General features: G+C 65.5%; 10 protein-coding genes. 3 read left to right on the forward strand and 7 right to left on the reverse strand.

Features of this window, described 5'->3' with window-relative positions:
• Positions 1-88: 88 nt before the first annotated feature.
• The gene (locus AB7008_RS17350; RefSeq protein ID WP_028159741.1) at positions 89-859 is read right to left on the reverse strand and encodes an SDR family NAD(P)-dependent oxidoreductase; all 771 of its coding nucleotides are present in this window, start codon (positions 857-859) and stop codon (positions 89-91) included.
• A gap of 199 nt (positions 860-1,058) precedes the next feature.
• Positions 1,059-1,346 carry a hypothetical protein gene (locus tag AB7008_RS17355; RefSeq protein WP_028159740.1) on the reverse strand — a complete coding sequence of 96 codons (288 nt, stop codon included), beginning with the start codon at positions 1,344-1,346 and terminating at the stop codon, positions 1,059-1,061.
• Between the two features lie 113 nt (positions 1,347-1,459).
• Here AB7008_RS17355 and AB7008_RS17360 point away from each other — a divergent pair, with 113 nt between their 5' ends.
• The 3 genes from AB7008_RS17360 (at position 1,460) to AB7008_RS17370 (ending at position 7,441) form a co-directional block, all read left to right on the forward strand.
• Complete coding sequence (locus AB7008_RS17360) at positions 1,460-2,872, forward strand: CoA transferase (RefSeq protein ID WP_441259141.1); 1,413 nt, start codon at positions 1,460-1,462, stop codon at positions 2,870-2,872.
• Positions 2,873-3,017: 145 nt separating this feature from the next.
• The gene (locus AB7008_RS17365) at positions 3,018-4,262 is read left to right on the forward strand and encodes an efflux RND transporter periplasmic adaptor subunit (RefSeq protein ID WP_248882095.1); all 1,245 of its coding nucleotides are present in this window, start codon (positions 3,018-3,020) and stop codon (positions 4,260-4,262) included.
• Positions 4,263-4,291: 29 nt separating this feature from the next.
• Positions 4,292-7,441 carry an efflux RND transporter permease subunit gene (locus AB7008_RS17370; RefSeq protein WP_441259142.1) on the forward strand — a complete coding sequence of 1,050 codons (3,150 nt, stop codon included), beginning with the start codon at positions 4,292-4,294 and terminating at the stop codon, positions 7,439-7,441.
• Here AB7008_RS17370 and AB7008_RS17375 read toward each other — a convergent pair.
• From AB7008_RS17375 to AB7008_RS17395, 5 genes are all read right to left on the reverse strand, one after another.
• Positions 7,429-8,340 (reverse strand): amidohydrolase family protein, encoded by a 912-nt coding sequence (locus AB7008_RS17375; protein WP_304493395.1) that lies wholly within the window; start codon positions 8,338-8,340, stop codon positions 7,429-7,431. The two genes, AB7008_RS17370 and AB7008_RS17375, sit on opposite strands and share 13 nt — an antisense overlap.
• A gap of 101 nt (positions 8,341-8,441) precedes the next feature.
• A complete protein-coding gene (locus AB7008_RS17380; protein ID WP_028159735.1) occupies positions 8,442-8,999 on the reverse strand; it encodes a hypothetical protein in 558 nt (185 codons plus the stop codon).
• Between the two features lie 25 nt (positions 9,000-9,024).
• A complete protein-coding gene (locus AB7008_RS17385) occupies positions 9,025-10,455 on the reverse strand; it encodes a TolC family outer membrane protein (protein ID WP_304493396.1) in 1,431 nt (476 codons plus the stop codon).
• 188 nt (positions 10,456-10,643) lie between these two features.
• Positions 10,644-11,423 (reverse strand): enoyl-CoA hydratase, encoded by a 780-nt coding sequence (locus AB7008_RS17390; RefSeq protein WP_304493397.1) that lies wholly within the window; start codon positions 11,421-11,423, stop codon positions 10,644-10,646.
• A 149-nt stretch (positions 11,424-11,572) separates the two neighbouring features.
• Entirely contained in the window at positions 11,573-12,223 is a 651-nt protein-coding gene (locus AB7008_RS17395; protein WP_304493398.1) for a hypothetical protein, read from the reverse strand.
• Positions 12,224-12,346 lie beyond the last annotated feature (123 nt).

The following is a 12,346-nucleotide window of genomic DNA, read 5'->3' on the forward strand; positions in this document are numbered from 1 at the left end:
CATCCTTCGAGGCTCCCGGCGCGATGCTGTTGCATCGCGCCACTCGCACCTCAGGATGACGGAACTGGCGGAGACGTGCGCATCCCCTCTAAAAATTCACCCGGTTCGAGATCGCGCCGTCCACGACGAGATTGGAGCCCGTGGTGAACCCCGATACCGGGCTTGCCAGAAACACCGCCGCGCTTGCGATCTCCTGCGGCGTTGCCATGCGGCCCGTCGGATTGCGCTTCATCGCATCATTGTAGCGCTCCGGCATGTTCTGCTCGATCATGTTCCAGACGCCGCCCTTGAAATAGACCGTGCCGGGCGACACCACGTTGACGCGGATCTTCTTCTTTGCGTATTGCCGCGCCAGTCCCTTGGCCATGTGGATCAGCGCCGCCTTGATCGGGCCGTAGGAACTGGCGAGATCGGCCTGCGCTGCCGAGATCGAGGAGATGATGACGAAGGCGGCATCGCCACTCTTTTCGCCGCTGGCCTCGAGGAACGGCCGCGCGGCGTCGAACGCATGCACGGCGCCGAGCACGTCGAGCCGGAAGTTCTGCTCCCAGGACGCCGCATCGTGGCCCTGCGCCATCGCGCCGGCATTGGCGAACAGCAGGTCGACGCCGCCGAGCTCCTTTGCAGCAGTCTCGATCCAGGATTTCAGCGCCGCACCGTCGGTGACGTCGACCGGTCCGCCGCTGGCGCGAATCCCGCTTGCCTTGAGTTCAGTGACGGTGGCCGCAACCTGATCCGCGTTACGTGCGCACACCGCGACATTGCTGCCTTCACCGGCCAGCGTCGCCGCAATCGCCCGCCCGATGCCGCGCGTGCCGCCGAGGACGATGGCGTTCTTGCCTTTGAGACCGAGATCCATTGTTTGGTTTTCCTTTGTTGATCGTGCGGAGCTTAGTTGTTTGAGCGAGGATGTCGAATTCGTTCTCGATGTCATACCCCGCGAAGGCGGGGTATCCAGTACGCCGCGGCCTCTCGGTTCAATCACAAACGCCTCTGGAATACTGGATCATCCGCCTTCGCGGATGATGACACCGTATGAGCCGAAAGAGTGCCGCCCTCTACTCCGGCGACGCCCCTACCGGCGGGCCGCCGGGCGGGCGGTGCAGGAAGGTCAGCGAGGCGTAGGCGCCGGCCCACGAGCCGATCGCCGCGAAAGCGACATAGAACGGGTTTTCGGTGTAGCTGATCACGGCGTAGGAGGAGAGCATGTACCAGACCGCGCTCCAGTTCGCTGCCGACATGCGCTTGCGCGCGATCACGGCCGAGGTGAACATGACATAGACTGCGTCGGTGGCCGCCGTTGCGATGAACACGGCGCCTGCGGTGAGGGGATCTACGGCGGCCATTGCATTCCTTTCTGCGATCATGACATGGTCGCGAAAACTACAGCATGATCCGGAAAATGCGCAGCGGATTTCCGAAAGGATCATGCTCAAATCCGAAAGGGAGAGAAGCGGTCATGCAAAGCCCCGCCGATATTCTCAATGATCTCTGGACCTCCATCGGCGGCGACAAGGTCGCGCTCGAGCGCGTGCGGCTGACCGGCGAGGAGCCGCAAATTCCGTCCTCGTTTCGCGTCGCCGTCGCCGGGCAGACGACGATCGCCGCCGCCGGTCTTGCCGCCGCCGAAATCTGGAGACTGCGCGGCGGTGGGCCGCAGGACGTCTCCGTCGACATGCGCCACGCCGTCGCCGAATGCCGTTCGGAGCGTTATTTGCGACTCGACGACAAGCCGCCGCCGCCGGCCTGGGACGCCATCGCCGGCGTCTACAAAACCGGCGACAACCGCTTCGTCCGCTGCCACACCAATTTCCCGCATCATCGCGACGCCGTCTGCAAGGTGCTCGGCTGCGAGCCCGAGCGCGACAAGGTTCAGGCCGCGTTGATGCAATGGAAGGGCGAGGATTTTGAAACTGCGGCCTATGCCGCGGGCGGCGTCGTCGCCCTGATGCGCTCCTACGACGAATGGTCCGCGCTGCCGCAGGCGCGCGCGCTCGCCGAACTGCCGCTGGTCTCGATCGAGAAGATCGGCGAGGCCCCGCCCAAGCCGTGGCCGGAGGGATTGTCGAACGGCGATCGACCGCTTTCCGGCCTGCGCGTGCTCGATCTCTCGCGCGTCATCGCAGGCCCCGTTGCCGGCCGCACGCTCGCCGCGCACGGCGCGGATGTGCTGCTCGTCTCGGGGCCGGAGCTGCCGGCCATTCCCTGGCTCACCATCGACACCGGCCGCGGCAAGCTCACCACGCTGGTCGAGCTGAAGAGTGAGGTGGGCAGGGCGCAGCTGCGCGAGCTGTTGAAGGGCGCCGACATCTTCTCGCAAGGCTATCGTCCGCGATCGCTCGCAGCCCTCGGGTTCGCGCCTGAGGATGCAGCGAACATCAATCCGGGCATCGTCTATGTCACGCTGTCGGCCTATGGCCATGCCGGCCCCTGGGCGGAGCGGCGCGGTTTCGATTCATTGGTGCAGACCACGACCGGCTTCAACCACGCCGAGGGGCAGGCCGCTGGCATCGACGGTCCGAAGGAATTGCCGGCGCAGATGCTCGATCATGCCACCGGCTATCTGATGGCGTTCGGCGCGATGATGGCCAAGGCGCGCCAGGCCCGCGAGGGCGGGAGTTGGCACGTGCGCGTGTCGCTGGCGCAGACCGGACGCTGGCTGTGGAATCTCGGCCGGCTCGATGGCGGCCTGGACACCCCGGATCTTACGGGGGAGGCCGTACATGCTGCATTCATCGAGCCCATGCCATCTGGCTTCGGCACGTTGAAGGCGGTGCGCCATTCCGCGCTGCTGTCGACAACGCCGGGGCGATGGAGCCGTCCGGCGATGCCGCTCGGCAGTCATCCGCCACAGTGGCCGGCGCGAAACTGACGTGAAGCTGACGCGTTGCAATATTTTAACGCAAACGGAAAGGTGGCTGGCGTTTTTTAGGTTGTTTGAAATCCCAATTCAGCACTATTAGCGCGACCGATAAGGCAGGCGTCTGCCGAGATCGTCGCAGACACGACCGGGCCCCATGGTAGTTGAAAATACCAAGCGATTGCAGGTGTTTACAAAACAACGGGTGATCACATCCGTAGTTTTACTGGCACTCGCCGGCGCCAGTGCCTATGGCTTCATGCGCGTGGGGGCCAAGGAGAAGAGCCACTCCGAGATCTCCAGCCAGTCGCGCAGGAATGCGCAGAATTTCACGCCGACGCCGTCCGAATGGGCGACGCTGACGATCGAGCCGGTCAAGGCCAAGACCTTCCGGGCCGAATATGTCACCGAGGGCAAGGTCGCGGTCGATGAGGATCGCTCGACGCCGGTGTTCTCGCCCTATGCGGGCCGGGTGACCAAGCTGCTCGCCAAGCCGGGCGAGATGCTGAAGCAAGGTCAACCGCTGTTCACGATCGAGGCCGCCGACACCGTGCAGGCCCAGAACGATTTCATCGCGGCGATGACCGCGCAGAACAAGGCGAAGTCTGCGATCGATCTTGCCGACATCCAGTTCAGGCGCGCCAAGGACCTCTATGAAGGCCGCGCCATTCCGCTGAAGGACTATCAGCAGGCTGAAACGACCCAGGTCCAGGCGCAGAACGACGTGCGTTCCTCGGGGACGGCGCTGGAAGCCGCGCGCAACAAGCTGCGCATCCTCGGCTTCACCGACGAGACCATCAAGACATTCCAGGAGAAGGGCGTCATCGATCGGGAGATCACGATCTACTCGCCGATCTCCGGCACCGTCGTGCAGCGCAAGATCGGTCCGGGCCAATACGTCAATTCCGGCGCCAGCGATCCGGTCTTCGTGATCGGCGACCTCTCCACGGTCTGGCTCACCGCCTTCGTGCGCGAGAGCGATGCGGCCGCGGTGTGCATCGGCCAGGACATCAGCGTCAACGTGATGGCGCTGCCGGGCCACCCCCTGACCGCCAAGATCAACTACGTCGCCGCCGCCATCGATCCCAACACGCGCCGCCTGCTGGTTCGCGCGACCATCGACAACAAGGACGGCCTGCTCAAGCCGGAAATGTTCGCCAACGTCACGATCTATTCGGCCGGCGACCGTGCCGCGCCGGCGGTGCCGAAGCAGGCGCTGATCTACGAGGCCGACAAGGTCCGCATCTGGGTCGCGCGCGAGGACAAGTCGGTCGAGCTGCGCCAGATCAAGACCGGCCTCATCAATGGCAATCTCGTCGAGGTTACCAGCAATCTGAAGCCAGGCGAGCAGATCGTCACCAAGGGCAGCCTGTTCATCGACCGCGCGGCGTCCGGTAGCTGATCGACGACCCAAGAAAATTGAAGACCTGAATGGATCGTCTCGTCGCCCTTGCCGTCAACCGGCGCTTCCTGATGGTCGGGATGTTCGTCGCCGTGCTGATCGGCGGCATGATCGCGTTCAACCAGCTCAACATCGAGGCCTATCCCGATCCGACGCCGCCGATGGTCGACATCGTGACGCAGAGCCCGGGCCTGTCGGCGGAGGAGATCGAGCGCTACATCACGATTCCGATCGAGACCCAGGTCGCGGGTCTGAAGAACCTCACGACGATCCGCACCATCTCGCTCTACGGCCTCTCCGACATCAAACTGCAGTTCTCCTTCGCCTACACCTATGACGAGGCGCAGCAGCAGGTCCTGAACCGCCTGGCGCAGCTCGCGCCGCTGCCGGGCAATGTGCAGCCGCAGATCTCGCCGCTCAGCCCGATCGGCGAAATCTTCCGCTATCGCCTCGTCGGTCCGCCGAACTACAGCGTGCTCGACCTCAAGACCATCCAGGACTGGATCCTGCAACGCCGCTTCCGCGCCGTGCCCGGCGTCATCGACGTCACCGGCTGGGGCGGCAAGAGCAAGACCTACGAGCTCCAGGTCGACTTCAACAAGCTCGTCGCCAACGGCCTGACGCTGCCGCAATTGCTCCAGGCGGTCAGCAATTCCAACGTCAATGTCGGCGGCAACACCGTCAATATCGGCCAGCAATCGGCCGTGGTACGCGGCGTCGGCCTGATCCGTTCCATCGACGACCTCGCCAACACCATGGTCTCGCAGACCAACGGCAATCCGGTGCTGGTCAAGGACGTCGCCACCGTCACTGTCGGTCAAAAACCCCGTCTCGGCATTGCCGGCCTCGACGATTCCGACGACATCGTGCAGGGCATCGTCCTGATGCGACGCGGTGAGCAGAGCTCGCCGACCATCAAGCGCGTCCACCAGCTCGTTCAAACCATCAACAACTCCAGCATCCTGCCGCCCGGCGTGCGCATCGAGCGCATCTACGACCGCGGCGACCTGATTGAGCTCACCACCCACACCGTGCTGCACAACATGGTGGTCGGCATCCTGCTCATCGTGCTGTTGCAGTGGATATTCCTCGGCGATCTCCGCAGCGCGCTGATCGTCGGCGCCACGATTCCGTTCGCACTGTTCTTCGCCGTGATCATCCTGGTGCTGCGCGGGGAATCGGCCAACCTCCTGTCGGTCGGCGCGATCGATTTCGGCCTCATCGTCGACGCCACCGTGATCATGGTGGAAGCGATCTTCCGCCGCCTGACGCAGACGACGCCCGTGTCGGAATCCGAGCATATGTCGCCCGAGACGCTGTTCGGCATGAAGAGCCACGCCATCCTCAGCGCCGCCGCCGACGTGTCGCGCTCGATCTTCTTTGCCGCTGCGATCATCATCGCGGCCTTCATACCGCTGTTCACACTCTCGGGCGTCGAGGGCAACATCTTCGGGCCGATGGCGCGCACCTATGCCTATGCGCTCGCCGGCGGGCTGCTCGCGACGTTCACGGTGACCCCGGCGCTGTCCGCGATCATTCTGCCCGCGCATGTCGAGGAGACCGAGACGAGGGTCATGCGGATCCTGCACCGGATCTACATGCCGGTGCTGAATTGGGCCGTCGCCAACCGCGGCATCATGCTTGGCGGCGCCGTCGGCCTCGTGCTGATGACGGTGGCGCTCAGCCGGCTGCTCGGCCTGGAATTCCTGCCCAAGCTCGAAGAGGGCAATCTCTGGATCCGTGCCACGCTGCCGCCGACCATCTCGCTCCAGGAAGGCAACACCTACGTCAACGAGATGCGCAAGCTGATCCGTGCCCGGCCCGAGGTGGAATCCGTGGTGTCGCAGCATGGCCGCCCCGATGACGGCACCGACGCGGCCGGCTTCTTCAACGCCGAGTTCTTCGCCCCCCTCAAGCCCGCGAGCCAGTGGCCGGGGACGCATGACAAGGAAGAGCTGACCGCGCAGCTGTTGAAGCAGCTCGACGATCGCTTCCCCGGCGTCGAATTCAACTTCTCGCAATATCTCCAGGACAACGTCTCCGAGGCCGTCTCGGGCGTGAAGGGCGAGAACTCCATCAAGCTGTTCGGCAGCGATCTCCAGGCGCTCACCGACACCGCCAACAAGATCAAGTCGGTGCTGGCGACGGTGCAGGGCGTCACCGACCTCGCGGTGTTCACCTCGCTCGGGCAGCCGACCATTCAGATTGACATCGACCGTGCCAAGGCCGCGCGCTATGGGCTCGCGCCCGGCGACATCAACGCCACGATCAAGGTCGCAATCGGCGGCGATACCGCGGGCGATCTCTACGAGCCGGGCTCCGACCGTCACTTCCCGATCATCGTCCGCCTCGCGCCGGAATATCGCAGGAGCGCCGAGGCGATCCAGAATTTGCGCATCGGCGCGCCCGGTCCCAACGGCACCGTCACGCAGATTCCCCTGAGCGAGGTCGCCACCATCAGCCTCGTCTCCGGCGCCGCCTACATCTATCGCGAGCAGCAGGAACGCTATCTGCCGATCAAGTTCTCGGTGCGCGAGCGCGACCTCGGCAGCGCGATCCGCGAGGCGCAGCAGAAGATCGCCGAGCAGGTGCAGCTGCCGCCCGGCGCGCACATGGATTGGGTCGGCGAGTTCGGCAATCTCCAGGACGCCATCCGCCGGCTGTCGATCGTGGTGCCGATCTCGCTGGCGTTGATCGGCGTGCTGCTCTGGTTCAATTTCGGCTCGATGACCGACACGCTGCTCGCCATGAGCGTGATCCCGATGGCGATCTTCGGCGGCGTGCTCGGCCTGTTGATCACCGGCACCGCTTTCAGCGTCTCCGCCGCGATCGGATTCATCGCGCTGTTCGGCATCGCGGTCATGGACGGCATCATCATTCTGTCGCAGTTCAACCAGCTGATCGAAGAGGGCATGGACCGCATGAGCGCGGTGATACGCACCGGCGAGTTGCAGCTCCGGCCGGTGCTGATGACCTGCGTCGTTGCCGGCGTCGGCCTGCTGCCGGCGGCGCTATCGGAAGGCATCGGCTCGCAGGTGCAGAAGCCGCTCGCCGTCGTCGTCGTCACCGGCATGATGCTCGCGCCGGTCGTGATCCTGGTGACCTTGCCGGTCCTGATTTCCTTCTTCTCCCGTCGCGCGCGCGGATCGCGCGCGGCCGCCGCGCCTCAGAATCCGTAGAGACGCGCGGGATTGTCGACCAGGATCTTCTTGCGCACCTCCGCATCCGGCGCCCACACCGGAAGCTGGTTGAGCAGCCGGCCGTCGTCGATCTGATAGAAGGGCGCGATGTCGGTGGGCTTGCGTCCCTCGACGCGACTGGAATCCGGATGCGGCCAGTCGGTGCCCCAGACGATGCGGTCCGGGTTCGCCGCGATCAACGCGCGGGCATAGGGCACCATGTCCTGATAGTCGGGCGCCAGGTTTGACGAGCGATAGGCTCCTGAGATCTTCACATAGGCCTTGCCGGATTTGACGAGCGCGACCAGGTCGGAAAATCCCGGCTGTTCCAGTCCGAGCGATGCCTCGAGGCCGCCGAAATGGTCGAACACGACCGGCACGGGCGAAGCCAGCACGAGCTCCTTGATCGCCGAGATCATCGGCAGCGTGGTGTAGAGCTGCACGTGCCAGCCGCGTGCCTTCATGCGCTCGACGGCGGCCGTGAAGCGCGCGCGGCCGACATTCGGATCGCTGACGCCGCCGGTGGCGAGATTGATGCGACTGCCGCGAAAACCGTCCGCCTGCATCGCGTCGAGCTGCGCTTCCGTGGTCTTGTCGTCGATCACGGCCACTCCGCGTGCGGTCGCGCCGCGCGCCTTCATGCCGAACAAGGTGGAGGAGTTGTCGGTGCCGTAGACGCTCGGCGTCACGATCACAACGCGCTCGACATGCAGCGCCTTGTGCAGCGCCGCCATTTCCTCGGGGCTTGCCGGTTCCGGCGTATAGACGCGCCCCGCGAAGAACGGAAACTTTTCGACGTCACCATGGATGTGCGTGTGGCAGTCGCAGGCTTGGGCCGGAACGTCGAAATCGACCGGCGTCGCGGGCTGCGCCGCACGGGCGTGAGCTTTGTTGGTCATGGTTACTCCGGCGGCAAGGGAGGCAAGCAGGACGCTGCGTCGGTTGAGCGCGGTTCTCTCCCTGCTTCGCTATTTCGAGGCGGGGCAGGAATAGTATCACATCAGCCGGGTAACCGCTCCGCTTCACTGCATAGCTGCTCGACAAGATCCGCAAGCGGGCGTGAGCCGTCGACGCGCACGACCGGGCAGGGCAGGCCCCCGAGCCAGGCTTCATCTTTTGTGAGACTGCGGCCCTCGCGATCACCGGCTTCGTAATGCGAGGCCCATTCGACGAACGACTCCGCCTCCTCATGACGCCAGCCACCCTGTGCGACGGCATCAGCTCCGAAATGTGTAGCCTCGCGGCCACGCAGGCGCTGCAAGCGAAGCTCGCGCGGCGTCGTCACAAAGACGACAAGGTCGAAGAGCGGGACGAGCTCGTCGCCCCAGCCGGTGACGGTTCCGCTCAGCACCCAATCGAGACGCGGCAGAAACATCTCGCGCATCAGGCGCAGGCGCTCCGCGGCAGGGCGCGTCGTCTGGTAGGGCGGCACGGTCGGCAGCCAGAAATAATCGTCGCTGTCGTGATGCGGCAGCGCAAGCCGGCCGGCGAGCGCGCGGCCGATCGTCGTCACGCCGGAGCCCGAAGCTCCCATCAGATGGATGCGGCGGCTCTTCATCGGCATCAGGCCAGACGATTTGAAACTACTGCCCCGACGGCGTGCGCAGGCCGTGCCAAGCGTCGCGGACCTGCTGGTAGTGCACCTCGGGCAGATAGTCCGGCGTGTTGAGGCTGAGCGTCTTGACGTCGAGATGGCCGACGGCGCTGAGCAGCGTGTAGGAGGCGATCACACGGTCGCGCAGGGCGCCGATCAGGCGGGCCTTGGCCTGGATCAGATCGGCCTGCGAGTTCAGCACGTCCACCGTCGTGCGCTGCCCGCCGGCGGCCTCGCGCTGCACGCCCTGGAGCGCGACGGTCGCCGCCTTCACCTCGGACTCGGAAGCGGAGACCGTGATCTTGGCGCCCTCGTTGGCGACCCAGGCGCTGGTCGCCGCCGTGCGCGCCTGGTTGCGGACCTGGTCGAGCACGAGCCGGCTCTGCGCCGTGATCTCCTTGGCCTGCCGGGTCTGCGCGGCGGCCTGCCCGCCGTCGTAGATCGGCGCGGTGACGTTGGCGACGATCGAGGCCTGGTCTTCGGCGAGGGTGCTCAGCGTCGGGTCGTTGCTGCGGCTCTTGCTGGCGCTGCCCTGAAGACTGGCGCTTGGCAGCAGCGCGCCCTCGGCGATGCGGATGTTGGTCGAGGCGACATCGACGTCGAAGCCCGCCGCCATCACCGCCGGGTGCTGGCGGATCGCCATCGTCAGCGCATCCTCGCGGCTCTTCGGCAGATAGCGGTCGACGACTTCGGCGGGCCGAAGCTGCGTTGGCGCATTGCCGATCACCTGCGCGTAGACCGCCTGGCTCACCGCCAGCGCGACTTCCGCGGCGTTGAGATCGGCGAGTCCCCGGTTGAGCCGCGCCTCGGCCTGGGCGCTGTCGGTTGGCGTGACGTCGCCGGCGTTGAGGCGGCGCTGGGTGACGGCGAGCGTCTCGCGCAGGAACGCGACGTTGGAGCGTTGCGCCTCGACCAGTGACTGGTTGGCGAGCACGTTGGTGTAGGCGGTGACCGCGTCGAGCAGCACGCCCTGGCCGACATTGCGCAGCGCCTCGCGGCCGGACTGCACCTGAAGTTCCGCGGCGCGGACGCTGTTGGCGGTGCGGAACCCGTTGAACAGGGTCTGCGTCACGGTGACGCCGATGACCCACGGTTTCAGATTGGCGGTCTGAATCGTGTTGTCGGGCAGCAGATTGCGCACCGATTGCAGGCCTGCGCTGAGGCTTGCCACGATCTGCGGCCGGTAGCCGGCGAGCGCCTGCGGCACGTTTTCATCCGTGGCGCGTTGCCGCGCGCGCTCGGCATTGAGCTGCGGGTTGGTCTGGTAGGCCTTGGCGAGCGCCTCCGGCAGGGCTTCCGCCCATGCGGCGGAGGGCAGGGCGCAACAGAGCGCCAGCGTGGTCCATGTCGCAAGCACAGGACCCACGCCCGATCGATGCCGCGTCATCACGCGACCAACTCTGGCGGCACGCCCAATCATGTAATCCCGCTCAACCCCGGCTGTCCGCCCCCGCCGACGGTGGCCTCTTAACTGTTTAACCAGCCGGGGTCCCGCAGGCAAACTGCCGCGGGGAAAACCCCCATCTATTCCGTGCTTGTTGCAGGTGCGTCACAGGGTTTCTGCACCAGAGCGGCGAAGCCTTACACCAGCCTGACCGCTCGCGGGCATTATCGGTTCTTGTTCACCGGCTTGCGCTTCTCGATGAACGCCGCCATGCCCTCGGAGCGGTCCTCCAGCGCGAAGGTCGCGTGAAACAGGTTGCGCTCGACGCTCATGCCTTCGGCGAGCGTGGTCTCGAAGGCGCGGTTGACCGCTTCCTTGGCCATCGCGACGGCGGGCCGCGACATCGATGCGATCTTCTCGGCGGCTTCCATGACCTCGTCCATGAGCTTGTCGGCGGGCACGATGCGGCTGACGAGGCCTGAGCGCTCCGCTTCCGCCGCATCCATCATGCGGCCGGTGAGGCAGAGGTCCATCGCCTTCGACTTGCCGATCGCGCGGGTCAGGCGCTGGGTGCCGCCGATGCCGGGAATGGTGCCGAGCGTGATTTCGGGTTGACCGAATTTGGCGGTGTCGGCGGCGATGATGAAGTCGCACATCATGGCGAGCTCGCAGCCGCCGCCGAGCGCATAGCCCGCGACCGCGGCGATGGTCGGCTTGCGGCAGCGCGCGACGCGGTCGCCGCCGATCGCGGCGAAATCTTCGGAGAACATGTCGATGAAGGCTTTCGGCTGCATCTCCTTGATGTCGGCGCCGGCGGCAAAGGCCTTCTCGCTGCCGGTCACGACGATGCAGCCGATGGCGTCATCGGCCTCGAGATCGTCGACGGCCGCGGCGATCTCGCGGAAGACGCCGAAGGAGAGCGCATTGAGCATTTTCGGCCGGTTCAGCTTGATGATGCCGACCGCGCCTTTTCTCTCGACGATGATGTGTTCGAACGTGCTCATGCTCCACCCACGCGTTTGATTAGGCGGGCAATGTGCCCGCTGGCGCGGTGGGCTTCAAGGGCCGAAAAGCTGTCGGAACGAGGTCGCCCGGAACGCACGGCGAGACGCGCGTTCCGGGCGAGGTCCCTCACCCCAAGATCACCCGAGAATCAGGCGAAGAACATGCGTGCGGCAGAGGCCAGCGTCAGCAGCGTGCCGACGCCGATGAAGATCTTGCCGATCAGCGAGCTCTGGTCCCAGGCCGAGCTGTGGCTGCTCGCCATCACCGGCGTCGGCCGCGCGTCGGTTGCGGCGATTACCGCCTTCTGTGCCGGCGGGTCCTGTTGCAGGGCGCGGTCGATGTCGTTGAGCTGATCGGGCGCCACCACCTGAGCCTCGTCATTCGGCGCGGTGGTATTATCGGCTGCAGCCTGGACGTTGTCGTTGGCGCGGCCGGTCATCGCGGAGGCCGCGGCAGCGGTCTGCGTATCGGCTGCGGCGATCTGCGCGTTGGCGTTGGCGACTGCCGGCGGCATCTGGCTCAAGACCGGCACGTTGTTTTCGGCCTTCGCCTCGTCGGCCTTTGCCGCGCCGTCCTTCTTGTCGGCCTTGTCGTCGGATTTCTGCGCTGCCTTGCCGCTGTCGTGCTGGCGCGACGCATGACGCCGCTGCTTGCTCGGCTTGACGGCCTCGGCCTGGTTGCTCGCGCTGTCCGATTTGCTGCCTGCGGCTGAACTCGGTGCCGCCTGTGCAGCGGCTCCGACCAGCACGAAAAGGCCGGCAAGAAGAATCAGTGCGGCGCGCCCGCTGGCTTTCATCATGTTGACGATCTCCCCAATTCCGCCTGTCCCGGGGCCGAACAGAGACCCTGGGGCGTGACCACAGCGGGGCAAAAAATGGGAATCTTCGGGCTATCCCGGGCAAAAGCGGGGCAAACCGCCGCC

The organism is Bradyrhizobium sp. 521_C7_N1_3, assembly GCF_052075975.1.
GTDB lineage: Bacteria > Pseudomonadota > Alphaproteobacteria > Rhizobiales > Xanthobacteraceae > Bradyrhizobium > Bradyrhizobium japonicum.